At 66.4% G+C, this 24,548-nt stretch carries 19 protein-coding genes and 4 pseudogenes; 11 read left to right on the top strand and 12 right to left on the bottom strand.

The window, feature by feature from the left end:
- Positions 1-396 precede the first annotated feature (396 nt).
- Both OHO83_RS08110 and OHO83_RS46920 read left to right on the top strand, forming a co-directional pair.
- A protein-coding gene (locus OHO83_RS08110; protein WP_329432751.1) for an IS5 family transposase occupies positions 397-1,214 on the top strand; the annotation gives its coding sequence in 2 pieces (ribosomal slippage) (positions 397-745 and positions 745-1,214; 819 coding nt in all).
- A 78-nt stretch (positions 1,215-1,292) separates the two neighbouring features.
- A protein-coding gene (locus OHO83_RS46920; protein ID WP_432748113.1) for an IS630 family transposase occupies positions 1,293-2,359 on the top strand; the annotation gives its coding sequence in 2 pieces (ribosomal slippage) (positions 1,293-1,736 and positions 1,739-2,359; 1,065 coding nt in all).
- 26 nt (positions 2,360-2,385) lie between these two features.
- Here the strand turns inward: OHO83_RS46920 and OHO83_RS08125 are convergent.
- Both OHO83_RS08125 and OHO83_RS08130 read right to left on the bottom strand, forming a co-directional pair.
- Entirely contained in the window at positions 2,386-2,961 is a 576-nt protein-coding gene (locus OHO83_RS08125) for a GNAT family N-acetyltransferase (RefSeq protein WP_330280733.1), read from the bottom strand.
- A gap of 285 nt (positions 2,962-3,246) precedes the next feature.
- Positions 3,247-4,401: pseudogene (locus OHO83_RS08130) on the bottom strand (MFS transporter).
- Positions 4,402-4,489: 88 nt separating this feature from the next.
- On the opposite strand from OHO83_RS08130, the gene OHO83_RS08135 reads away from it, so the two are divergent.
- Positions 4,490-4,852 (top strand): winged helix-turn-helix transcriptional regulator, encoded by a 363-nt coding sequence (locus OHO83_RS08135; RefSeq protein WP_330278990.1) that lies wholly within the window; start codon positions 4,490-4,492, stop codon positions 4,850-4,852.
- Between the two features lie 151 nt (positions 4,853-5,003).
- Here OHO83_RS08135 and OHO83_RS08140 read toward each other — a convergent pair whose 3' ends face one another.
- Together OHO83_RS08140 and OHO83_RS08145 are read right to left on the bottom strand one after the other, a co-directional pair.
- Positions 5,004-6,062, bottom strand: coding sequence for a zinc-dependent alcohol dehydrogenase family protein (locus OHO83_RS08140; RefSeq protein ID WP_330278991.1), 1,059 nt, complete (start codon positions 6,060-6,062; stop codon positions 5,004-5,006).
- A gap of 671 nt (positions 6,063-6,733) precedes the next feature.
- Complete coding sequence (locus OHO83_RS08145) at positions 6,734-7,912, bottom strand: PP2C family protein-serine/threonine phosphatase (protein WP_330278992.1); 1,179 nt, start codon at positions 7,910-7,912, stop codon at positions 6,734-6,736.
- Positions 7,913-8,134: 222 nt separating this feature from the next.
- On the opposite strand from OHO83_RS08145, the gene OHO83_RS08150 reads away from it, so the two are divergent.
- The 4 genes and pseudogenes from OHO83_RS08150 (at position 8,135) to OHO83_RS08165 (ending at position 11,863) form a co-directional block, all read left to right on the top strand.
- Positions 8,135-8,362, top strand: a complete 228-nt coding sequence (locus tag OHO83_RS08150) for a ferredoxin (protein WP_329432704.1) — start codon at positions 8,135-8,137, stop codon at positions 8,360-8,362.
- Positions 8,352-9,718: pseudogene (locus OHO83_RS08155) on the top strand (NAD(P)/FAD-dependent oxidoreductase). The gene OHO83_RS08150 and the pseudogene OHO83_RS08155 overlap by 11 nt, the downstream one beginning before the upstream one ends.
- A gap of 40 nt (positions 9,719-9,758) precedes the next feature.
- Positions 9,759-10,967 (top strand): cytochrome P450, encoded by a 1,209-nt coding sequence (locus OHO83_RS08160; RefSeq protein WP_330278993.1) that lies wholly within the window; start codon positions 9,759-9,761, stop codon positions 10,965-10,967.
- Positions 10,968-11,380: 413 nt separating this feature from the next.
- Positions 11,381-11,863 (top strand): cupin domain-containing protein, encoded by a 483-nt coding sequence (locus OHO83_RS08165; RefSeq protein WP_329432708.1) that lies wholly within the window; start codon positions 11,381-11,383, stop codon positions 11,861-11,863.
- A 261-nt stretch (positions 11,864-12,124) separates the two neighbouring features.
- Here OHO83_RS08165 and OHO83_RS08170 read toward each other — a convergent pair whose 3' ends face one another.
- Positions 12,125-13,444, bottom strand: a complete 1,320-nt coding sequence (locus tag OHO83_RS08170; protein ID WP_330278994.1) for an RNA-guided endonuclease InsQ/TnpB family protein — start codon at positions 13,442-13,444, stop codon at positions 12,125-12,127.
- Between the two features lie 26 nt (positions 13,445-13,470).
- Between OHO83_RS08170 and tnpA the strand changes: the two genes are divergently transcribed.
- A complete protein-coding gene (tnpA, locus tag OHO83_RS08175) occupies positions 13,471-13,902 on the top strand; it encodes an IS200/IS605 family transposase (RefSeq protein ID WP_266558385.1) in 432 nt (143 codons plus the stop codon).
- Between the two features lie 474 nt (positions 13,903-14,376).
- Here the strand turns inward: tnpA and OHO83_RS08180 are convergent, their stop codons facing one another.
- From OHO83_RS08180 to OHO83_RS08195, 4 genes are all read right to left on the bottom strand, one after another.
- Positions 14,377-16,053, bottom strand: coding sequence for a serine/threonine-protein kinase (locus OHO83_RS08180; protein ID WP_330278995.1), 1,677 nt, complete (start codon positions 16,051-16,053; stop codon positions 14,377-14,379).
- A gap of 640 nt (positions 16,054-16,693) precedes the next feature.
- Positions 16,694-17,047, bottom strand: coding sequence for a DUF4333 domain-containing protein (locus tag OHO83_RS08185; RefSeq protein ID WP_266677403.1), 354 nt, complete (start codon positions 17,045-17,047; stop codon positions 16,694-16,696).
- Positions 17,048-17,357: 310 nt separating this feature from the next.
- Positions 17,358-19,778 carry a SpoIIE family protein phosphatase gene (locus OHO83_RS08190; protein WP_330278996.1) on the bottom strand — a complete coding sequence of 807 codons (2,421 nt, stop codon included), beginning with the start codon at positions 19,776-19,778 and terminating at the stop codon, positions 17,358-17,360.
- A gap of 309 nt (positions 19,779-20,087) precedes the next feature.
- On the bottom strand, positions 20,088-20,219 hold the full coding sequence (locus tag OHO83_RS08195; protein ID WP_329432711.1) for a hypothetical protein: 132 nt from the start codon (positions 20,217-20,219) through the stop codon (positions 20,088-20,090).
- 149 nt (positions 20,220-20,368) lie between these two features.
- Here OHO83_RS08195 and OHO83_RS08200 point away from each other — a divergent pair, with 149 nt between their 5' ends.
- Entirely contained in the window at positions 20,369-20,899 is a 531-nt protein-coding gene (locus OHO83_RS08200) for a DinB family protein (RefSeq protein WP_330278997.1), read from the top strand.
- Between the two features lie 6 nt (positions 20,900-20,905).
- On the opposite strand, the pseudogene OHO83_RS46925 reads toward OHO83_RS08200, so the two are convergent.
- Positions 20,906-21,139, bottom strand: a pseudogene (locus tag OHO83_RS46925) (hypothetical protein); the annotation flags it as partial.
- 45 nt (positions 21,140-21,184) lie between these two features.
- Between OHO83_RS46925 and OHO83_RS08205 the strand changes: the two are divergent.
- Positions 21,185-21,993 (top strand): IS5 family transposase gene (locus tag OHO83_RS08205; protein ID WP_330280734.1). Its coding sequence is split into 2 segments (ribosomal slippage): positions 21,185-21,532 and positions 21,535-21,993, totalling 807 coding nucleotides; the frame shifts between segments, so codons are not numbered across the junction.
- 15 nt (positions 21,994-22,008) lie between these two features.
- Here the strand turns inward: OHO83_RS08205 and OHO83_RS08210 are convergent.
- Together OHO83_RS08210 and OHO83_RS08215 are read right to left on the bottom strand one after the other, a co-directional pair.
- A pseudogene (locus tag OHO83_RS08210) lies at positions 22,009-22,194 on the bottom strand (IS630 family transposase); the annotation flags it as partial.
- A 104-nt stretch (positions 22,195-22,298) separates the two neighbouring features.
- Positions 22,299-23,369 carry an alpha/beta fold hydrolase gene (locus tag OHO83_RS08215; RefSeq protein ID WP_330280735.1) on the bottom strand — a complete coding sequence of 357 codons (1,071 nt, stop codon included), beginning with the start codon at positions 23,367-23,369 and terminating at the stop codon, positions 22,299-22,301.
- A gap of 586 nt (positions 23,370-23,955) precedes the next feature.
- Here OHO83_RS08215 and OHO83_RS08220 point away from each other — a divergent pair.
- On the top strand, positions 23,956-24,480 hold the full coding sequence (locus tag OHO83_RS08220; protein WP_330278998.1) for a hypothetical protein: 525 nt from the start codon (positions 23,956-23,958) through the stop codon (positions 24,478-24,480).
- The last annotated feature ends 68 nt before the right edge of the window (positions 24,481-24,548 follow it).

Raw genomic sequence — 24,548 nt, forward strand, 5'->3', positions numbered from 1 at the left:
TCCGCCGCGGGGCAGCCGAGAAAAGAAGATCAACCGATACCGTCAACCAAGCCTGTTTTTCCGCGACTTCACCGCAACGACGTCGAGCGCTGACTATGACCGTGCCGCCACCCATGGCGTACCCCCAGCTCAGGCGTCGTACGAGAACCACGCTGCTGAGAAGCTGCCCCTGAGCGGCCCAGCTCACGAACTACCCACTCCAACGACTCAATGACTTGACCAGGCGATCTCACGTGCATGGCCACTGGGCCAATACTTGGTCACCGGCCATGCGATGCGGCCACGAAATTTGAGCGCCTACAGCCACGTGAGACACGCTCCTATGTCATCAGCCATCAATTGAGATGACGTCTTAGACGGTGTCCTATGTGGTGAGTCGGGGTATTGGTTCTCAACATGGGTCAGGGGACGTGGAGTTGGATTGTTCCGGACGGGTTGTGGGAGATTGCGAAGCCGTTGATCCCGCCGTCCAGAGTGCGGCCGCAGGGTGGCGGGACGCAGGACACGCCTGATGAGACGCTGTTCGCGGCGATCATCTATGTGCTGGTCAGTGGGTGTGCCTGGCGGGCGTTGCCGCCGTGCTTCGGGATATCCAAGTCGACGGCCCACCGCAGATTCCTGATCTGGTCACGAGCCGGTGTGTGGGGCCGGCTGCACGAGGAGATCCTGCACCGACTGGATGACGCTGGCTTGCTCGACCTCTCCCGCGCAGTCCTCGACTCCGCACATGTCAGGGCCAAAAAAGGGGCGAACTCACAGGCCCGAGCCCCGTGGATCGAGGCAAGCCGGGCTCCAAGATGCACGTCCTGTCGGACGCAAACGGACTGCCCCTCCTCGTCGGCCTCTCAGCCGCGAACACCCACGACAGCCTCGCGCTGAGGCCCATGATCATGGGTCACCAAACGAGACACGACCCTCACCGCGGCCGGTACTTCAAACCCCAGCGTCTCCACGCCGACAAAGCCTACGATGTGCCCCACCTGCGTAAATGGTTATGGGGCAAGCACATCGGCGTGCGTATCGCCCGCAAGGGGATCGAGTCCAGCGAACGACTCGGCCGCCGCAGATGGGTCATCGAGCGAACCATGTCGTGGCTGTCGGGCTACCGACGACTCAGCCCACGCTACGAACGCCACCCACGCAACTACCTGGCCTTCCTCGGCCTCGCCGCAGCCCTGTGCTGCTACAAGCGATACGCCCGACTCACCACATAGGACACCGTCTTACTGAGGTTGAACTCGTGGTGTCGTAGGGGCTGACGACTGGTCGTCCGCTGCGGTATCACCAGGTGCATGCGGTATCCACAAGGGGGCGGGCTCACCGCCGAACGGCAGCAGTTTCGCGAGGAGTTACGAATTCAGGCCGCGGAGCGGTTCGCGCGGGGTGAGGCGAGTTCGGTGATCGCCAAGGACCTGCGGGTCAGCGTCCGGTCGGTGCAGCGGTGGCGCCAGACATGGGACCAGGGTGGTCCGCGGGCTCTGCGGTCGCAGGGTCCGGCATCGCTACCGAGGCTGAGCCAGAAGCAGTTCACGCAGTTGGAAGAGGAGCTGGCCAAAGGGCCGGCCGCGCACGGCTGGGAGGACCAGCGCTGGACGCTGGGGCGAGTCAAGACGGTGATCGGCCGGCGTTTCCACCTGAGTTACACGATCCAGGGCGTGCGGAAATTGCTGGTGCGTAATGGCTGGTCCTGCCAGGTGCCGGCCCGACGTGCGATGGAACGGGACGACGACGCGGTGGCCGGGTGGGTCAAGGAGGTGTGGCCCTGCGCGGAAGACTCGCGGCGGCCCGTGGAGCCTGGCTTGTCTTTGAGGACGAAGCCGGATTCTCCATGACGCCGCCGCAGGCCAGGACCTGGTCGCCACGAGGCCGAACCCCGGTCGTGCGCGTTCGAGGCCGCTCCCGTCGGCGGATATCCATCGCGGCGCTGACCTGCTACAAGCCCGGCCACCGGTCCCGGCTGATCTATCGGCCGCGTCGAGACGATGGCCGACGGGACGGCCGCAAGAGTTTCTCCTGGCGCGACTATCGGGACCTGCTGACCGTCGCCCACCAGCAGCTCGGCGGCCAGATCGTGCTCGTCTGGGACAACCTCAACGTCCACAAGGCCGCCGACTTACGACAGTGGGCGGAAGGCCGGGACTGGCTGACCATCTACTACCTGCCGCCCTACGCACCCGACCTCAACCCCGTCGAAGGCATCTGGTCCCTGCTGCGGCGCGGCTGGCTCTCCAACGTCGCCTTCAGCACCCCAGAACACCTCATCCAGCGCATCCGATGCGGCCTGCGGCACATCCAGTACCGCAGCAACCTCATAGACGGCTGCCTTGCCGAGACCGGCCTGACCATCCGACCCGTATAGCCCGCTACGACACCACGAGTTCAACCTCAGTAACCGGCTGAGATCGGCATGGTCGACGGCCGCCACTCTCGCCTGATCAACCCGAACACCCACGAGTCGGATACCTCGCCGTCCACGACGCAGTCTTCCCGCAACGTCCCTTCCCGCACGAATCCGATCTTTTCCAGCACTCGGGCAGATGCCGCGTTGCGTGTATCGGTCTCGGCCTGAACTCGATTCAGGTCCAGTGTGTCGAATGCCCACTGCAGCAAGGCATGCGCGGCTTCCGTCGCGTAGCCGTGGCCCCACATCTCATCGTCGAGGACGTAGCCCAACGACGCGCTGCGGTAGTCCGGGTTCCATCCGGTCAGCCCGCACCAGCCGACGAAGGCCCCGTCACGCGCACGGTCGATGGCTACCCGCGCCCCGGTGCCTTCTTCCGCCATCTTTGCGCACATCGCGATGAAGCGCTCAGCGCGAGCTCGTTCGTGCCAGGGTGCGGAGTCCCAGTACCGCATCACATGGGTGCTGCTGTGCAGCGCGAAGAGGAGGTCCGCATCGGCGTCGGCGAAGGGGCGCAGTCGCAGGCGAGTCGTGTGCAGCACGGGAGTTGCCAAAGTCATGCGGACCATCTTGCGTCCTCATGGGGTGGGCAGAACACTGGATATCCGATCCTGGTCCGGTCCTCACGATCAAGGCACCGCCTACCAGCGTCGTGCACGCCTTCAACCAGCACCCCGACCACGCATTCAGGGTCCGCAAAGGGCACGGGTGCTCGGCCTGCCCCGGCGGCCCGAGCATGACCCGGACAAGGCAACTACCAGAAGCGGTCTCAACGCCCGGTGAGACGGGCGGGATTAGGCGTGGGTCACCGATCTGTTTCATCCTGCGGCATTACTCGCCGCGTCTCACTCCATCTGCTCCAAGCACGCGACATCCCCGATGCGGCTCTGTGCCGCCGGCACGATCCTGCCGATCACGGTGGCGAGCGTCGCTCCGAGGACGCTGACGCCGGCCAGGGTCAGCCAGGTCGTGGCTGGCCCAGTGGACAGCAACCTGGAGAACGCGATCGGGGCGACTGTTCCTGCGAACGTCACGGCGAGTTGATTGAGGGCCAGGTACCGGCCGCGGAGAGCTTCTGGGGCGCTCTCCGCGGCGACCGTCGACGTGATGGGGCCGCCGAGGACTTCCCCGAGGGTGTAGCTGGCCGCGCCGAGCAGGATGACGGCGACCGCGAGGGCGAGCGCAGCCACGCGGTCGGCGGTGAGGAACAGGAGGTAGCCGGCAGCGAAGCAGGCGTGTCCTGCGACGAGGACGCGACTGCGGACTCGTCCGCTGAGCCAACCGATGACGATGCCCTGGCCGAAGCCGACCATCAGGGTGTTGAGCGTGAAGACCGCCCCGGCCGTCCAGCCCGGCAGTCCCAGCACCTTCACGGCGTAGACGGGTATCGCGATGTTGAGGGCGAACAACGAGAGGGCGAAGCACAGTTGATGTCCGATGACTGGGAGGTAATGCCGGTCTTGGAGCACGCGTCGCCAGCCTCCGGCAGCGTCGTGGCCCGCTTCGGGACGGGCGTTCGGTACGGTCCGCATCAGGGCGAAGGCGGTGACATAGGAGATGGCGTTGACGGCCACGATCTCTTATCCGAGGTTGCGTACGGACCCGAGGAGGCCGAACCAGCGCTCGCGTTGGCCAGGCGCGGCCAGCGCCGTGATGGTCACGCCGTAGGAGCCGAAGAACACTGCCCTTCCGGCGCTGTTCAACCACGCGCAGATGGCGATCTGCCAGGTTTGGCCCACGACGAGATATCCGGCGAAGCCGAGTGCCTGGGCCAGGTTTGCTGCTTGCAGCACCGGCTTGGCGCCGTACCGGTCGACCAGCCCTCCGACCAGAGGACCTGCTGGGAGCGCCAGTAGCCCGGCCGTCGTCAGCGCCGCACCCACCTGCACCAGCGTCAGCGGGGTCGTGGCCAGGAAGTACAGCATCGATACGGGGATGAAGACGCCGGTGCCGATCGAGTCGATGACGATCGCCGCGACGAATCGGCTGTGTCGAGCCATGGAGGGACGGATCGTGGAATCGGTTTTGGCCACGGCCCAGACGGTATAGATTCTATACCGGTATCTACAACGCTACCGGGAGTCGTGCATGGGTAAGGCCTACAACGTCATGGCCGCGACTTGCCCCAGTCGCACCGTTCTTCACCGGATCGGGGCGCGCTGGACGGTGTTCGTCGTCAACGCGCTCGACACCAGGACGATGCGATTCACCGAGCTCAAAGCGCACATCCGGGGGATCACACCCAAGGCGCTCACAGAGACGCTGCGCGCGATGGAGTACGACGGCCTGGTCTCCCGCACGGAGATTCCCGCGCATCCCCCACACGTCGAGTACGCCCTCACCGACCTCGGCCGGTCACTGCTGATACCCCTGCGTGCCGTCCGGGAATGGGCCGAGCACCACGTCCCCGACATCGAACACGCCCGCGCGCAAGCCGACTTGCAGCGGTAGCGAGGCTCGCCGGCCCGGCTACGAACCGCGCGGCGCGGCTATCGCGCCGGGCAGGGCGGTTTCAGCAGGAGCAGCGCCAGGCAGCGAGGGCTCACACGGGCTCCCAACCAGACCCCCACCTCGGCATGGGCAGCAAAACCTGAGGAGCATGTCAACTGTCGTCCGTGTCCCGATCGTCGTCGAAGACGAAGAGCGGTTTGGTCCCATGTGCCGGTGTTTCGGCCAGCGAGATGGCTTCGGTGAAGCGTTCGAGCGGGAACGGCTGGCCTTGGGGAATGCTCAGCACTTCATCAGCGACGAGACTGCGAACCTGGGACAGCGCGCGCAGCGCATCTTCGGGTGAGGCAGTGCCGAACCAGCGGTTCAGCCAGAAGCCGCGGACTGTTTTGGTCTCGTAGATGACCGAGCGTGCCTGCAGCGGGATGGTCAGCGCTGCCGGGTCGGTTTGCCGATGGGTGGAGAGCGCGCCGTAGATCACGACCTCTCCGCCCGGAGCCAATGCTTGGGATACCTGGGCACCCACGGGGCCTGCGACACAGTCGGTGGCCTTGTGCACGCCGGCCGGGCCCCCTATCTCTGCCACACGCTGCAACAGGTCCTCATCCTCAGTGCAAATGACCTCGTCGCCACCAAGCGCTTTGATCTCCTCGACAGCGTTGCGTCGCCGCACGACGTTGATCGTGCGTATGCCCAGATGCCTGGACAGTTGAATGACGAGCCGGCCGACGGTGGAGCCCGCGGCCGTCTGCAACAGCCATTCGCCAGGCTGTACGTCGAGTTCGCGAGTCACGAGGAGCATCGCGGTCAACGGATTGACGGCGAGTTGACAGGCGCTGGAGTCGCTCAGGTCGTCGGGGACCGGCAGGAGTCTTCGTGCATCTGCAACAAGGTATTCCTGCCAGGTGCCGGCCACAGCGGGCCCGGGCACCGCGGGGACTGCAGCTGCCACCACGCGCTCGCCGATCTTCAGCCCTTCGGTATCCGGGCCCAAAGCCTCGATACGGCCCACGCATTCCATGTGACCCCCTACGGTGGGGAATTCGGGGGAGAAACCGTAGCGGCCACGCAGCACGTGCAGATCGCTGGCGTGAATGGGAGTCGCCTTCACGCGGATCAACGCCTGGCCAGTGCTTGGCGTGGGAACGGGCCGGGATTCCAGGCGTAGGACATCGGTAGGCTCGCCGACCTTTCCGGCTACGAGCGCGCGCATGGATTGAGGCATGAGTGACCTTTCGTCTCTCAGCGCCCAAAAACTCGGCGGGCGTTCTCGGCAACGATGCTGGTGCCGGCATCCTCGTCGTCGCTCAGGCTCCGGACCCTTCCTTCTCAAGGGAACTGGCCCGTGCGCAGAGTGTCCTCGGCGTCGGACCCCTCCAGCCTTTACGGACTCTCACAGTGTGATCATGCGAGCGCACTGTGTTGCTGCGGCCTGCTGAGGTCTGTGATCAGGACCGCTCGCCTCAGTGCACCACTCTGAGTTCAGATGGGGCATCTGTCATTTCACGCTACGCCCGGCTGCGGAAAGATTCCCGGCGGCTACGCCGGTCTGCGCAACTTGAGCGAGAGCCCCCTGCCGAGAGGGAGCGGCAGGCACAGGAGATGCCTCCGGCGGGGGCGCTCAGACTCCGGGATGGACAGAGCGCCGTTCGTGAGTGCCGGCCGGATCGTGGTGAGCGAGCGTCGTGGGCTCCCATCCCCGACCATCTTCGCCCCAGGCAGAGCCGAACAGCCGCGGCCCAGGGCGTGGGTCCAGCCCCGAGCGGCGCTGATGAACGCCGAACTCCAGCGGCAAGCGGACCAGGGGCAACGGATGTCGATCGCGGTCGACCGGGTTCCTCGATCGCCCTGCCAAGGATGAGGTCTCGCTTCACCGGCCGTGCGCTAATGGCGCTTCAGGTCAACCATCGGGCGGCCGTCGCTGCCCACCAGCTCGCTGCCGAGGTGTCCGACGTGTGCCATTGCCGTTCGTTGTACGGCGAGCACGGCGGCATCGTCGCGGAGGTCCCCGCCGGTGTGGGCCAGGAGGTCGCGCTGGACGCACTCGACGAGCGCGTCGGGATGGCACTTGGCCCACAGAGGGAGTCGCTCTTCCAATGGGTAGAAGGCGCCGCTGCTGTCGCGGGCCTCCACGAGACCGTCGGTGTACAGCAGGAGCGTGTCACCGGCCCCGAACGAGAACGTGTGAGAAGTGCGGATGTCCTGCGTCAGCCCGCACATGCCCAGGGGCGGCGCCGGGGAACTCTGGACAATCATCACCTGCCCCCGGCTGATGAGCAGGGGCGGCGGGTGCCCGCAGTGCGTCAACCGCGCCACCGAGCCACCATCGGGGATCTCCAGCAGCAGCGCGGTGATGAAGTGCTCCTCAGCCTCATCGTCCGCCCCGAGGAACTGGGCGGAGTAGCGGCATGCACTGCGGTCCAGGGCGCTGGCGAGCGCCGGCAGTGTGGCGTGCTGGTGAGCGGCCTCCTGGAATGCGCCCATAAGTGCGGCCGCCTCACCCACGGCGTTCAGTCCCTTCCCCCTGACGTCGCCGATGAGCACACGAGTGCGGTTGCCGATGCGGGCAACGGCATACAGATCACCGCCGATACGGGCTTCCTTCGCAGCGGCCAGGTACGTGCACGAGATGCGCAGAACGCCCAGCCGGCGGGGCAGCGGGCGCAGCAGCGCCCGCTGCGCGGCCTCGGAAACGGTCCGCACCTGGGCGAGCTCAGCCCTGCGCCGGTCACGCACCAGGCAGACGATCACGGCCAACGCCGAGAGGATCGCGAGTCCGATGATCTGGCTGATGTGGTTGGGCGTGGTCAGACCCCCGTGGAAAACAGCGATAACCACCTGAGCCACCACCGCCAGTACGCCGATCAGTGCGGTCAGCCAGACCCCACCGATCGCCACCGTGATGGCAGGGGCTACGACCAGCAGCGGACCGAGGTGGACGGATTCCGGAGAGTGGATGTCCACGACGGTGATCGTCGCGATCAACCCGAGAGGGAGCAGCACCAATGCCCGGGTGGCGTGCCACCGCTGCCATGTGACGGCAAACCGCTGGCCGAGGTGCATACATCCAATGTGCACCTTGCGCCTGCGCGACGCACCGGTCGGATGGATCGGACAGCGCCAGACACGCGTTCACTCAGCTGAGGCTCGCCCTGAACCCCTCGCCTTGCAAGCCAGCCCTGGAGGGGGCGATCCTGGATGTGAGGCATGCCTGCCAATCGTGTGAACCGAGCGCAAGGACTGCGGAGCCGACAGTGACCGCGGCCTTCGGAGAGCGTGTTCCGGATGAGGCTTGTCGTCGATCTCAACCGGTGCCAGGGGTACGCGCAGTGCGTCTTTCTCGCCCCGGATGTCTTCTCCCTCCACGGGAACGAAGCGCTGCTGTTCTCCCCTCGCTTCGACGAGGCACAAAGCGACCGGGTGGAGAAGGCCGCTGCTGCTTGCCCGGTCCAGGCCATCCTTGTCGACTACTCCGACGAGCCGACGAAGCGGGTGGAACCCCATGTCGGCTGACCGGGACGTCGAGGTCCTGCGCCGCCAGGGCCGCATAGTCGTCGTCGGCGCCTCGCTGGCGGGTCTGCGCGCGGCGGAGACCCTGCGCGAGAAGGGCTTCGCCGGATCGCTGACCATGATCGGCGACGAGCCGTACGAACCGTACGACCGGCCGCCGCTGTCCAAGCAGGCGCTGCTCGGACGGGCACGGCCCGAGGACACCGCACTGCCACGGCGGCGCGACATCGACGCCGAATGGCGCCTGGGCGTTGCCGCCACGCGCCTTGACCGGGACGCCAAGCAGGTGTGCCTGGCGAACAGCGACACCGTCCCCTACGACCGCCTCCTGATCACGACCGGGACCAGAGCGCGGCCCTGGTTCCACCCGGAAGAGGCCGCTCTGGACGGGGTGTTCGTGCTGCGTACCCGCGACGACTCCGCACAGCTGCACCGGAAGCTGACCGGCGGCGCGTCCCGGGTACTGGTGATCGGCGCCGGATTCACGGGCTCCGAAGTCGCCTCCGTCTGCCGGGAGTTGGGCCATGAGGTCACGGTCGCCGAACGCGGCCCGGCACCGCTGGTGGGCGCACTCGGCGGAGTGATCGGCGCGGTCGCGGCCCGGCTGCAGCGCAACCACGGAGTCGACCTGCGCTGCGGCATCAGTGTCACTGCCCTCGAGGGCGACGATGTGGGACGGCTCAGGCGCGCCCATCTGTCCGACGGTTCGGCGATCGACGTGGAGGTGGCGGTCGTCTCGCTCGGTGCCATCCGGAACACGGAATGGCTCGCCGGCTCGGGGGTGGCCGCGGGTGCCCGGGGGATCGCCTGCGACGCCGGATGCCGGGTGTTCGACGTCAACGGCATCGTCACCGACGACATCTACGCCGCCGGTGACGTCGCACGCAGCCCCCACCCACTGTTCGACTACCAGTTCCTGGCGCTGGAGCACTGGGGCAACGCCGTCGAACAGGCCGAGATCGCCGCCCACAACATGGTCTGTGCAGGCCCCGAGCGCCGTCCGCACCTGTGGCTGCCGAAGTTCTGGTCCTCCCAGTTCGGTGTCAACATCAAGTCGGTGGGCGTTCCCTCGCTGGGCGACCAGATAGTCGTCGCCCAAGGGGCGCTCGCCGAGGCGCAGTTCGTCGCGGTGTACGGCTACCGCGGCCGCGTCATCGCCGCGGCCGCCTTCGACGGAGCCAAGTGGATGGGCTTCTACGAGCAGCAGATCGCGGCCGGGGCGCCTTTCCCGCCGGAATACGGAACCGTCAACCGCCGGACTTCCCCGACCCCCACCTGCCCACCCACGGGCCCACCGTCACGCTGACGGGTCACTCACCGAGCGAGCGGCGTGTCCAGTTCATTCCGTCGCACGCCTGATCACCGGCCCTGCGCCGTCCGAAGCCCCTCAGGAGACACCATGACGCCCGACACCATCTCCGCGCAGATCACCGACTACGCCAACCGAGCCGATCCGTACCCGCTCTACGCGGAACTGCGCAAGACACCGGTCAGGCGAGAGGACGACGGCACCTACCTGGTCAGCACCTACTACGAGGTACGCAACCTGGCCAACGACCCGCGACTGAGCAACGACACACGCCACCGCCCACCGGGCCACGCCCGTCCAGGGCAGCCGCCGGAGAAGACCGGCCTGCCGCCCAGTTTCATCTTCACCGACCCGCCCGAGCACGACCGGCTGCGCGACACCATCAACCGGCCGTTCGGCCCCCCGCACAGCCCCGGATTCCTCGACGGACTGCGCGGAGAGCTGGCCAAGGCCGTCACCGAACTACTCGACGCCTTCGAGGGCAAGGACCAGGTCGACATCGTCGAGGACTTCTCCTACCCCCTTCCCGTCACCGCCATCTGCAAGGTCCTCGGCGTGCCGCGCGAGGACGAACCACTCTTCCACGGCTGGGCCGACGCCCTGGCGTCCGGAATCGACCCCCAGGCCGCCGGCGGGAGCGGCCAGGAAAAAGCACAGCAGGCGCGCCAGGACATCGGCGCCTACCTGTCCGACCTGATCGAGACCAAACGCCGCCACCCCGGCCCCGGGATCCTCAGCGCCCTCACCCCCGACATGACACCCGCAGACCTGGAGGCCACCGCGGTGCTGCTCCTGGTCGCCGGCCACGAGACCACCGTCAACGCGATCACCAACACGACCCTCACCCTGCTGCGCCACCCCGACGTCCTCGACCGGTTCCAGAAGGAGCCGGAACTGGCCGTACCGCTCATCGAGGAAGTGCTGCGATACGAGCCCCCGGTCCAATTCGTCCCGTGGACCACCGCCCTGGCGGACATCGACGTCGCCGGTACCACCATCCCCAAGAGCTCGCCGGTCTGGCTCATGCTGGCCGCGGCCAACCGCGACCCCAAACGCTTCAAGGACCCCAACCAGTTCGATCCCGACCGCAAGGACAACGAACACCTGGGTTTCTACACAGGCATCCACTACTGCTTCGGCGCCCCGCTCGCCCGTATCGAACTGCATCTGGCCGTGCCCGAACTGTTCCGCCGGGTCAAGTTCTCCGGGCTGATCGAGGACCCGCCGCCGTACCGCGCCAACGCGGTCCTGCGGGGCCCCCGCCATCTTCCCGTCGCCATCGAAGGCCTCACAGCCTGAGCACCGCCGCCCGATCGCAGGGCACGGGCGCGCACCATGCGGGCCAGGGCAGGACGTCATCCGCGGGCACAAGATGATGCCTCCGGCGGCCGATCAGCCGGCACCGGGATGGAGGGAGCGCCGTTCCCGGCCGCGGGCTCATTGTGACGAGAGTCGGGGGCTCCCATCCCGTCCACCATCGCCCCAGGCAGAGCCGAGCGGACGCGGCCCCTGGCATCCCGCGGCGCGCCCACAGCTCCAACTAGCGATCTCCAGAAGAGAGTTTGACGAAGGAGCACGCAGTCTCCGGCGGACCGGCTCCGCGGGCCGGTACGTGGTCGATTCGATCAGGGTCAGCTCGGTGCAGTGCTGCCTGACGTCTGCCCAGGCCCCTCCTGTGCGGTGCTATACCGCCGGCCCGGAAGGAAGTTGCCATGTCCTATCCAGAGCCCCGCTATCTCGGCGAAAAAGGCCAGGTCAGCGCATTGTTCCGACCTGCGTCCCCGGAGCCCGACACCGGTTTCATCACCTACGTGGCCAGTCAGGAGAACACCAACGGCGAGTTCGGTCTGTACAAGATCGACATGGGACCGAAGGCCAAGGGCGCCGCGGAACACTTCCACCGTACGATCTCCGAGTCCTTCTACGTCCTCTCCGGCGAAATCCGGCTCTACAACGGCGAGCGCTGGGTCACAGGAGGCGAGGGAGACTTCCTCTACGTACCGCCCGGCGGGCTCCACGCCTTCCATAACGACAGCGACGACCCGGTGTCCCTCTTGCTGCTCTTCACACCGGGAGCTCCCAGGGAGGAGTACTTCGAGAAGGTGGCGGAGTACTCACAGCGCAGCAGCGAAGACCTGAAAGCCTTCCGGATCAGGCACGACCAGTACAACACCACCGACATGCTCGACGACTAGAGGTTGTCCTACCTTCATGGCCTGGGCCTGATCTGGTCATTCGTAGGATCAGAGGGCCTGAGGGCTCCAGGTGTGGCTGTAAAGGTTGAGCCAGTGAATGGCTTTCGGGAAGTCGCCCTCTACCTGCGCGCGTTCGAGCAGCTGCGCAGCACGGCCGTGTACGGCGCGGACGCACGAGCGCAGATCACCAAGGCCCTTGACATGCTGAACTGACCTTGAAGTGCTCTCCTCCCTTCGCAGGCTCAGGAAGGAGATTCCTGCTTACCTTGCGGCAGCGGGCTTGACGCCACGGGTGCGCCTGACGACTGCCCTCCCGGCAGCCGGGATCGCCACGAGGCCGATCCGGTACAGGTGCAAGACGTTCCGGGCCGCGTTCCAGTCGGCATTCGCCGACCATCCGCAGTCCGGGTTCTTGCATACGAACGTGGCCTGGTCTTCGCGGCTGCCGGGCGTGATGAATCCGCACGCGGAGCAGCGCAGGGAGGTGTTCGGGGCGGGTACCTTGACCAGGGTGCCGCCCTGACGGGCGGCCTTGTACGTCAGCAGTGTCACGGTGCGGCCCCACGCCTCCTGGCTGATGGAACGGTTCAGGCCGGACTTCTGCGCGACGTTCCTCCCCGGGTTCTCGATGGTTCCCTTGGCGGACTTGACCATGTTCGTGATCTGCAACTGCTCCACCACGACCGTGCCGTACTGCTTGGCGATGGCGGTGGTGGTCTTGTGCTGCCAGTCGATTGCTCGGCGCGTGGCTCTTGCGCGGAGCTGCTTGATCTGGTCGTAGGTGGCGTGCAGCCGGTTGGAGCTGCGCTCCTTCGGCTTGCGGAAGGACTTGCGGTGCGCGGCCTGTTGTTCGAGGCGAAGCAGTTTGGCCTTCTCATCCAGGTTCAGCCACTTGTCCCGGTCGGCGGCGCCATCCGGGAGCCGGGCGGGTCGTCCGTGATCCTGATGGTTGCCATCGGACAAGGCAAGGGGAAGATTGACCCCGGCGTCGATGCCGATCTCAGGGCCAGTGTGCGGCTCAGGCTTTGATTCCAGAGTCTGGACGCGGAAGGCGATGTGCCAGCCGAGTCCGTCTTTGACCAGCCGTGCCCCGGTGATCCGGTTCTCCTTGTTGGCGAGCTTGCCGACGGGGAGATCCTTGGTCCAGCGGAAGCGGACACGCCCGACCTTGGGGATGTTGACCATGCCCCACCGTCGGTGTACTCGCTTGATCTGCAAGTCCCGGCCCTGCGGGATGTCCACCGACATCGCCGTGCGCAGGCGGGCCTTGAAGTTCGGCTCGTCCGCACGCCCGTCCCAGCAGTTCCGCCACGCCTGGAAGTACGTCTTGAGTACCGCCTGCGCGGCCTGCGCGGGCAGCACCGCGTACCAGTCGATCTCCTTGCGGGCCTGCCGCAACGCCTGATCCATGCGCGTCGGAGCGCGCTGACACTTCGGCGTCATCTGCCACAGGTCGTGGAGCTGATTCCACATCGCGCGTGCCGCGTGCGCCTGGTCATCCATGAGCCGGACCTGTGCAGGCGTCAGCGCCAGCCGGGCGCGGTGCCCGAACTGCCGCTTCTCCCACACGAGTTCGCCCATGACCATCACCCTACTACAGTTGGCTTATGTCACCACGATGGAACCCAAATCCTGACGTACGCACCGGCCGTCACGTCGTCTATAACCTTCACGTCCACTTGGTATTCGTCACCAAGTATCGGCGTAAGGCATTCACCGACGCCATGCTGACGCGCACCGAGGAGATCATGCGCGACGTCTGCACCGACTTCGAGGCCGAACTCAAGCAGTTCAACGGCGAGCAGGACCATGTCCATCTGCTCGTGCACTATCCGCCCAAGGTCCAGCTCTCCAAACTGGTCAACTCCCTCAAGGGCGTCAGCTCCCGCAGGCTTCGCCAGGAATACGACAGCCACGTCCGCCGCTACCTGTGGGGTGGACACTTCTGGTCCGGCTCTTACTTCGCCGGATCCTGCGGCGGCGCACCGCTGACCGTCGTCAAGCAGTACATCGAAAACCAGCAGCGCCCCACCGGCTGAGGACAACACTGCGGACCCGTGCGAACGTGCGGGTCAGAGCAGCCCTGAGATGGCCTTCACCCCCGCCGTAAACGGCGGAGCACTGGCCAAGATCAAAGGTAGATCGAGTCCCTGCCCCTGGACACCATCTCGCTCCCCCTGTGTGCCCCGACCTTCATCGAACACGGCACCCGCTGCGTCCAGCTCGCCGACGTCACCGCCCACTCCACCGCCACATGGACCGTTCAGCAGGCCGGGAACCTTGCCATGGCGCACGGGGCACTCGTCGGACTCACTGCGCCCCTTCCTCCGGGGACCGGGATCGACGAGCACCTCCACGCCGCCTGACCGACCCCATCACCACAGCTCACAACACCGGTTCGTATTTTCGAGCGGCACAGGCAGATAGGGGCTGCTGCTGGGGCGGTAAGGGCAAGAGCAGGATCTCGGAGAGCCTCGTTCAGGTCTCTACATGCACTCCTCGGCGTCGATCATCTAGGCCGCCCCTCGCCAGATCGTCAAGTCGCCCTGGAGGAAGCCGATGTCCGGCATCGCGGTCGACTTCGTGCCAATCACGAACAGCGCGATGTCGCCCGAGGGGTTCTTGATACAGATTTCGCTGCCGTTGGCCGCCCCGGCGAGCGGCAGACGGTGGTTCTTCTCGTGCTTGAGCATGAGACGGCACTCGTCGAGGGTGCCGCCGGGCTTGCCGTACAGCTGGAGGAACACGCTGGTGTCGCTGTCCAGTTCGCAACCGGCCGACTTGCAGCCGAAGCGAATGTCGCCCGTGCGGTTCTTCCGTGCAGCGTCCGGGTCCTTGAGACTCACCGAGTTCTTCGTGTCCAGCCACACCAGGGGGTAAGGCTCGGGCTTCGGCTCCTGGGGCCGGGCCGAGGAGGACGACGAAGTCCCGGACGCACGGTCATCACCGGTGCCCGGGCCCGCCAAATCCGAGGAGTCGGACGAGGACCCTGGCGCAGAAGCCGAGGAGGACCCCGACGGCCGTGTGTCCGCTCCCGTGGCTGACGTCGACGACGTCGACGCGCCCGTGGTGTCCCGGTGATCGATGCGGTCCTTCGCGTCCATGACCGTCCAGGCCAGCGCTGTCACGATCAGCGTGCCCGCGGTCACACCGACGGCCGTGATCAGCATGGAGCGGCGCCTGCGGGCCTTGCGCTCCTCCAGCGTCGGCTGCGGGTACCCGGTCAGCGGCAGCGGGTACCCGGCCAGCGCCTGCGGGTACACCGGAGTGGGGTCGGGCACCGGGGGCGGAACCAGGAACTCCGGCCCGGTGATCTCCCGCCACACGGCCGGTCCCCCGCCCTCGTCGGCGTCCGCTCCCAGCTGCCGCCGGCACCAGCCCACGATCTCCGCCGGGGTGGCCCGCTCAGCCGGATCGGCGGCCAGGCACCGGGCGAACAGCGGACGCAACGGCTCAGGCAGCAGGGACAGGTCGGGTTCGGAGTGCACGATCCGGTACAGCAGGTTGACGCCCGATCCATCGCCGTAGAGCGGCCTGCCTAGCGCCGCGAACGCGGCCGTCTGGCCCAGGGCGAAGACATCGGTCGCCGCCGTGGCCTCGTCCCCCGTCGCCTGCTCCGGGGCCATATACGCGGGCGTGCCGATCATGTTTCCCGTCGCCGTGTACGAGGTTCCGTCGGCGGCCAGCGCGATACCGAAGTCGATCACCCGTGGCCCGTCGGCGGCCAACAGCACGTTCGACGGCTTCAAGTCCCGGTGCACGATGCCCTCGGCATGGATCGCCTGCAACGCCTCGGCCACCCCCGCCATCAGCCACAGCAGGGCCGGCACCGGCAGCGGCCCCTGTCGGGCCACAGCCTGGGCCAGGGACGGCCCGGGCACGTACAGCGTGGCCAGCCAAGGCGGTACGCCGTCCGCGTCGGCGTCGATCAACTCGGCGGTGTACGCCCCCCGAACCCGCCGAGCTGCCTTGATCTCCCTGCCGAACCGCCGCCGGAAGTCCGGGTCGTCCGCCAGTTCCGGCCGCACGACCTTGATCGCCACGGGGCGGCCGCCCTGGGTATGCGAGAGGTAGACCCGGCCCATGCCACCCGCGCCCAGCCGGGCGGCAAGCCGGTAGCCCGCCACCACCGGCGGGTCCTCCGCCTGAAGTGGCTGGAAGACATCCGCTGCATGATGAACCTGATTCATCGGCCCACTACCCCCCACTCGATGCATTGGCCAACGACCGCAGCCTAAGAGGTGGTACCACAAGGGGCATCCGGCGGGTGGGCGACTGGCACACTGCCCCCTCGGTGAAGGGCAGTTGGCGTGACTGGGGCCTACGCGCTCTCCTGTGCGGCCGGCCTCTCACTCACTGCTTACCTGCCCGCCCTCCCCCTGCCCGCCGACCACACCACGCCCCGATGGCGCGACGCAGTACAGGCCACGCGCTCCAGGTGGCGGCACCTGACGGGACGAGAAGCACAACCGGTCCGAAGCTGAAGGTCAACGAGCCCGCGATCACCACCACGAAGACGATTCCCAAGCCCGGCACCAGAGTCGGTCATGGGGACTTGTCGATCTCGTGGGTCAGCCCTCGGAGGGACGCGGGGCGCGCAGGGCTCGATCGCGCTTGTGCGGCCGATGAGCTTTCTCGGGCCCCGGTCGGAGGGGCGGATCAGCGTAGTCCGGCGAAGAGATCGTTCTCGGGTACGGCCGCGCCGGTTGTGTCCTTTGACGGTCCCCCTGGCATGGGGCTGGGCCTATAGGTGGTCCGCTTCTGCCGCCAGCAGGGGCCGAGATGGCCCCGATGCCACGGCTGCGGTCCGCTCACCCGCTCTGCCGTTCCTCAGCCCACTGACAGGTCGCCCTGATCGTCCTTGATCTTCACCTTGACCCAGGCACGGCCGCTCCTGTGGCCGTCGCCGACCCCGACGACGTCGCACTCGAACTCCCGGCCCGCCTCGACGGAGATGGAAGCGGGGCAGCTGACATCGTCGATGGTCGGGGGCTTGACGAAGTCAGCGGATGTTTTGACGTTGTTGAGGACGGCCCGCGCGAGCGCGTCCTGATCCAGGACGCGCTGCGGCTGCACGGCGGGACTCCCGGCCAGCAGCATGATGGTGAAAGTGAGCGCACAACAGGCGATCACGGCCAGGGAGAGCGCGATGACGGTACGGGCGAAGCTGCGTTGATCAGTCACGCGGACAGTCCTATCCAGCTGTCCGTGGTCATACAACCCCCTGTGGTGACATGAAGTCACCTCTCGGTCCCTGCGGAGTGCTCCCCGCACCACCACCTACGCTCGCGACGCAGACCCTGGGCTGGACCACTACGAATCTCCGTACTCACGAGGCGGCGGACCGATGGACCTGGATCCTGATCGTCGCTCCCACCCAGCCCCGGCTCACTCGGCCTCTCGCCGCGAACCTCCACCGGGAGCAACCCCGAATCCACACACGGACGGATCTCCGGTACAAACAGGCCATCGCCGCCTCAGGCCGCTTGGATGGTCAGATAGACGCGGGCAGCGGCTGTTCGGCCCATATCGTCTTGCCCTCGGCTGTGTAGCGGGTCCCCCAGCGTTGGGCCATCTGCGCGACCAGGAACAGTCCGCGACCTCCCTCCTCCGTGCCCGAAGCGCGTCGCATGTGCGGAGACGTACTGCTGGTGTCCGAGACCTCACAGATCAGCATGTGCTCCCGGATGAGCCGCAGGCTGATCGGGCCGGAGGCGTGCCTGATGGCGTTGGTGACGAGCTCACTGACGATCAGTTCGGTGGTGAAAGCGGCCGCTTGCAGTCCCCAGACCTCAAGTTGGCTGACGGACTTCTCCCGCGCCTCGTGGACGGCGGACGGCTCGGCGGACACGTCCCAAGTGGCAACGCTGTCCGAACTCAGGGCGCGGGTACGTGCGATGAGGAAGGCGACGTCGTCAGAGGGACGATCGGGCAACAGGATCCTGACCATGGTGTCGCAGATCTCGTCCAACGGGCGGTCAGGGTGAGCAAGGGCGAAGCACAGGCGCTCGAATCCGACATCGACGTCGCGATCGCTCGCTTCGATCAGCCCGTCGGTGTACAGCGCGATGATGCTTCCCTCCTCGACCGGGATCTCTGCCGACTCGAAGGGCAGGCCGCCCAGCCCCAGGGGCGGCCCGGCGGGAACGTCGGGGAACTCGACCGGCCCGTCGAGGTTCGCGATCGCGGGGGTGGGATGTCCGGCGCGGGCCATGGTCACGGTGCGGGCGATCGGGTCGTAGACGGCATAGACACACGTCGCGCCGATGACGACGGGCCCGTCGGATGTGGCTTCCGCTTCGTCGGACAGACGCAGGACAAGGTCGTCGACTTTGGTCAGCAGCTCATCCGGGGGAAGATCAAGGTCCGCGAGGGTCTGCACGGCCGCCCGGAGGCGTCCCATGCTTGCCGCGGCGTGGAGGCCGTGCCCGACGACATCGCCCACGACGAGTGCCACACGGGCACCCGAGAGCGGAATGACGTCGAACCAGTCGCCGCCGACGCCCACTTCGGAGTCGGCCGGCAGGTACCGGTAGGCGGCTTCGACGGCACTGAGATCGGGCAGGTCTTGCGGCAGCAGGCTCTGCTGCAAGGTCAGCGCCGCCTGCTGCTGGCGGGTGTAACGCCTGGCGTTGTCGACGCTCACGGCGGCCCGGCCCACCAAGTCCGCGACGAGGAAGAGGTCGTCCTCGTCGAACGGGCGGGGATTCTTCCAACGCAGCAGGGTGACGACGCCCATATTGATGCCGCGTGCCCGCAGCGGTACCACCAGCTGCGTGTGCACGCCCAGCCGGATCAGCCTTGTCCAGCGCAGCGGGTCTTTCGCGAGCCAAGGCGTCGACGGGCGAACCACCTCACGGATCGGCTGTCCAGTGGCCAGGGAGCGTCGTTGGGGCGACTCCTTGGCGTAATGGGACGTCGCGCCGATCTCGACTGCCGCTTCGGGGCGATCTTCCTGGATCGAAAGGTGGGCCACACGGCACAGGGGGTCGGAAGAGTCGGCGGATCTCGGTGTCAGGTCCATCGGCGCATGGACACTTTCGAGCAGATCAACTGCCACGAAGTCCGCGACGGAGGGCACCATGATCTCGGCAAGCGCGTGCACCGTACGGTCCAGATCCAGCGTGGTGCCGATGTGTTCACTGGCCGTGTTGAGCAGGGTCAGCCGTTCGCGCGCCGGGTCCTGGCCCTGGAAGTCGAGGACGGCGTGACAGACCCCGAGCACGTTGCCGTCAGCGCCGCTCAAGGGAAAGGAGGAGCGGAGCCTGACATGACCGGCGTCTTCCCGGCCGGGCACTCGGATCGGCGCGATGTTCTCCAGAGCCACCGGTGCCTGCCCTGACTTCAGTACCTGCTTGGCCTGGCGTGCCACGATGGGCGATGGCTCCGCACCGGCGGCCGGAGCGGTGGCGGCGCCGCACCCCTCCTCGTCGAGGTGAGCCATCGCACGGTTCACCCACTGGTATCGGAGGTCCGTGTCGAGCACGGCGACACCCAGCGGGGACTGCTGCAGCAGACTCCTCGCGACATCCTCATGCCACTCGTCCTCGCGCAGCGCGGCGGCGTCCCGCAGGGCGACGAGCCACTCACGATGCCCGCCGAGCGCGTGAAGCCGGCACGCACGAACCGCGACTTCCACGGGACGCCCCTCGCGGTGGAGCGCTGCGAGAGGGCTCTTCCAGCCGTTCTCCGCCCCGTGCAGCCATGACTGCACGGCAGGCACATCACCCTCGTCGACGAGCAGGGTTGTCACTGAGTGCCCCAGCACGTCGACCGCGGTGTACCCGAGGAGATCCTGAGCGGCCTGGTTCCAGGCCGCGATCACGCCATGGCTGTCCACCCTCAGCAAAGCCGCAGTTGCCATGTCGAATGGTGTGAGCGGATCTCCACCGCCCGCTTCACTACTGAAGCCCATAGCGTCATCCCATCCACGGGCACGACCTACGCACACATTCTCGCATCGAGGGCCGGAGAATGCTGCGGCGGTGAAGCCGCAACCGACCTGATCATTGCTTCCGTGCGCGACGGGTACAGCGCAATCGTGTCCGCCTTGGACTCCGGCGGGTTTGGCTTCGTGACCACGAAGTAGTGCGTCGGTGAGCCCGTGGGCCGCGCTCACCGGGTCACTTCTGTGTCCGCCGGCGCCTCCCCGCCATCGCCCGGCAGTGGCCTGGAGGCTCGCCCTGCTCACCAAGCGCTTGATAGCCACCACGGGGAGTAACCTTCAGTGGCTCTTCAGCATGTCGGCGGGCCCTTCCGGTGCCTCCTCAGGAATGACGTGGCCGATGGACTTCATGTTGCTGCCAACGAAGTTGTCGGCAACCAGGCGCATTCCCATGGCGACAGCCTCACCCATCGAGAGCCCTCCACCGAGAGCTAGAGGTCCTTAACCTGGGTCACCTGTACGGGATCGACTCATGGCCGGCGGGGAGCGCGTTCGTGCCCGCTCAGGGCGAGGGCGAGGGGTTCCTCGCGTTCCTCGGATCTGGAATAGTCCTGCGGCGCGTGACGACGAACGTGTTGCTCGAAAGGATGACCATGCATCCCACCAGCACGATGACCGCGGAAGCTGTTGCCCTGCAGCATTTCCTCGACGCTCAGCGGGCCAGTGTGCGAGCAATCCTCGACGGGCTCACCGACGAGCAGTTGCGGACCTCGGTGCTGCCGTCGGGGTGGACGCCGCTCGGGCTGGTCAAGCATCTGGGCGATGCCGAGCGGCACTGGTTCCAAGAGGTGTTCTGCGGGATCGCGGTCGATGTGCCGTGGCCCGATGACGAGGAGGAGATGGCCTCGGGGCGTCCGGTTGCGGAGGTGTTTGCTTTCTACCGGGAACAGTGCGAACGAGGTAACGCCCTGCTGGCCACCACACCGCTGGATGCGAAGCCGGCCGGGCGGCACGGCAGCGACCTCGACGACGAGGTCGCAGATCTGCGCAGGATCGTTCTCCACATGATCGAGGAGACCGCCCGGCATCTCGGACACCTCGATGCCGCTCGTGAGCTCCTCGACGGTCGCACCGGCCTCGGCCCACGCTAGAGAGCTTCACGACTGCGGCTGCGGCTGCGGCTGCGGCTGCGGCTGCGGCTGCGGCTGCGGCAGATGGAAGTCGAATGGGGACTTGGCCACCCGGCTGTCGATCAGGCGGGGGCGGCACTGCACCCGTTTCAGGCGGATCTTCACCAGGGTGGTGAGGTCGTCGCGGCTGTGCTTGGAGAGGTTGGCCAGGGTCCTCTTCAGGAGCGACCAGATGCCTTCGACGGGGTTGAGTTCGGCTGCTTAGAAGTCATTTCGTTTGGTGTGATCTTGCGGGATGCTGATGGCGTGACGACGAAGCTTGTTGAGCGGTTGGTGCCGGACGGCTTGTGGGAGTTGTTCCAGCGGGTGGTTCCTCCAGCGCCGACGCGTCCTCAGGGTGGCGGCCGGCGACGGCATGGGGACCGTGAAGTGCTGGCGGCCATCGTTTTCGTAGCCACGTCAGGATGCACATGGAACCAACTCCCACCTGGTATCGGACCGTCAGGTGTGACCGCCTTCCGGCGTTTCACCGAGTGGTCCCAGGCCAGAGTGTGGGCCAGGCTCCACCGCCTGGTGCTCGATGAACTCGGCGTCCAGGGCGAGCTGGACTGGTCGCGCTGCGCTATCGATTCGGTGAGTGTCCGCGCGCTCAAAGGGGGCAGTTGACGGGACCGAATCCGACCGACCGAGGTAAGAAGGGGTCCAAAATCCACCTCATAGTTGACCGCAACGGCCTTCCGATCTCGCTCGGAATCTCCGCGGCCAACACCCACGACAGTCAGGGCTTTGAGCCTCTCGTCCGTGGGATCCCACCGATCAGGTCCCGCCGCGGACCGCGCCGCCGCAGGCCGGACAAGCTCCATGGCGACAAAGGTTACGACTACCCTCACCTGCGTCGATGGCTCCGCTCACGCGGCATCACACCCCGCATCGCCCGCCGAGGCATCGAAAACTCCGACCGCCTCGGACGACACCGCTGGGTCGTAGAACGCTCCGTCGCCTGGCTCGCCGGCTGCCGCAGACTTCACCGCCGCTACGAACGCAAGCCCGAACACTTCCTTGCCTTCGTCGCCATCGCCGCGACACTCATCTGCCACCGCAGACTCCCCAAATGAAATCACTTCTTAGGAGGGCAGTTGATAGTTGGTCAGCCATGGTCGGGCGATGGCCAGCCTGCGCATGGTGTGGCTGATGTGCGTGTTCAAGTTGTCCCAGGCGAGGACGACGGAACCGCCGAGCTGCTGCTGGCCTGCATCCAGCAACCGGATGTAGTCGGTCTCGTTGAAGCCCTTGCGGCGGTCTTTGGCCAGCCCGCGAGGTGGATCCGGTGGTCAGCCGCGAAGGATGACCGGGTGCCTGTACACGGAATCCCGGATGGTCTTCTCACTCGGGCAGCGTGGACAGGCCCCGCGGTCCGCCGTCATGGAGATGACGTCCGCCCGGCTGCGGGAAAATGGTCGACGTCCACGACGGCCTGCGCGAAGTCGCGAGGCGCTTCCTGGGGCAGATTGTGACCGATACCCTTCAGAGTTCGGTGCGCATACTGACCGGTGAATTTGTCGCGATAGGAAGAGCCACCGCCCGCAGGCGTGAAGGGATCGACCTCGCCGTCGAGTGTGATCGTGGGCACTGTGATGACGGGACTTGCGGCGAGCCGCTTTTCGAGGTCGTCGTAACGGGGGTCGCCCTTGGCCAGGCTCAGCCGCCATCGATAATTATGGATCACGATGCTGACGTAATCCGGATTTCGGAACGCGGCCGCGGCGCGATCGAACGTGGCGTCATTAAATGCCCATGTCGGAGAGTTGAACTTCCAGATCTGCTTCGCCAGATCATGCCGGTTCTTTTCGAGTCCGAGCTTGCCTCTCTCCGTGGCGAAGTAGAATTGATACCACCATGCCCACTCGAGCTTGGGCGGAAGTGGCTTCTTGTTGGCTTCCAGGTTCGTGATCAGATAGCCGGTCACGGAGACCAAGCCCTTCACCCGCTCCGGCCAGAGCGCCGCAATGATGTCCGCGGTCCGCGATCCCCAGTCATAGCCTGCGAGGATCGCCTTGCCGATCCGCAGCGCGTCCATCAAAGCGATGATGTCGAGAGAAAATACCGACTGCTGTGCGTTCCGGAACGTTCCGCTCGAAAGGAAGCGCGTCGTGCCATGGCCCCGCAGGTACGGAACGATGACCCGGTATCCCTTTTCCGCCAGCAAAGGCGCGACAGCGACGTAACTGTGAATGTCGTAAGGCCAGCCGTGCAGAAGAACGACCACCGGGCCATGAGCCGGACCCAAATCGGCGTACCCCACATTCAGGACGCCAGCCTTGATCTGCTTCAATGAACCGAACTCTGAGTTTCCCTCTACCGGCTCCTCCGTTTGCGGAAAATGATTGTTTTCGCCGGACAAGGTAGTCGAGCATGCCACGGAAAGGGCGGCCGCCGAGGCCGAAACCGCTCCCGTACCGACGACCTTTCCGAAGGTTCGTCTGCTGATCATCTCCACACTTCCCGTGAAACCGCGGCCGCCCAGTAGTCGAGTTGCATCGACGGTGAACACACGAATCCCCCTACCCGGTCCGGCGACCGCCACCTCGCCGGTCACGGGAACGTCAAGCCATCGGCCGAAGGCTGCGCGGCTACGCGACCACCGTCGGCGCGCAATTGTTGACCCCGCCGGCCAGCGAGCCGGCCGAGCCAGCGCGGCGCGGCCGGTCGCCGACATACTCCGGCTCCGTCATGCCTGTACCTCCGTCGTCTCGGTCGTGGTGCGACCGGCGTCGAACGGCGGGTCAGATGAGCTCGAGGAACTCCATGCGGGTCACGTGAAAGACGCGTGGGTGACGACCGCCAGCATGGCGACCGGACGTATCTGTCGCGCCCAGTCGCACACGCCCAGGTCGGACACTCCGTCACGGATGAACTCCGGTTCCTCCTTGGCCGGGGGGTGCGGCTCCAGGTGCACCGGACGCTGGGGCGGTCACAAGCCGCGAATGTCCCTGGCGGCGGATGACGGGTGGGGGCTGGTCGCTTGACCGCGAGAACCTATGTTTTGAACGTGTTCAACAAGGGCGTACGCTCCTGCCATGAGCGACAGAGCCGCCCTACTCAAGGGCATCCGTGCGTGGTTGGTCCTCTTCGGCGTGTGCCTGGTCCTCAGCGGGACCACGGCCTTCCCGCTCGTCCATGAACTGCGCTGGACCGAAGACCTGTTGAACTGGCTGTCCGTGGGCGACCATCTGCCCTCGCTGATGGAGTGGATAGGACGCGTCCGTGCCGGACTCGACGAGGCCGACGCGAACTATCCGTTCCTGCTGTACGGCACTGACTGGCTGGCGTTCGCCCACCTCGTCATCGCCGTGGCGTTCTACGGTCCCTACCGCGACCCGGTCCGCAATATCTGGGTGATCGAGTTCGGGATGATCGCCTGCGCCGGGATCATCCCGCTGGCTTTGATCTGCGGGCCGATCCGGGGGATTCCCTTCTGGTGGTCCGTGATCGACATGTCCTTCGGGGCGTTCGGCGTGATCCCCCTGTACGTGGTGCGGGGGAAGATCAAACGGCTCGAATCTCTGACCTCGACCGTCGGCGGCGCTCCGGTACCGGCCTGAGGGGCCCGGCTCTGCGGCGGGCAAGGCTACCGTGCCGACGACAAGGCCAACCACGCGAGGATTCATGT

It is taken from the genome of Streptomyces sp. NBC_00569 (genome assembly GCF_036345255.1).
Lineage (GTDB): Bacteria > Actinomycetota > Actinomycetes > Streptomycetales > Streptomycetaceae > Streptomyces.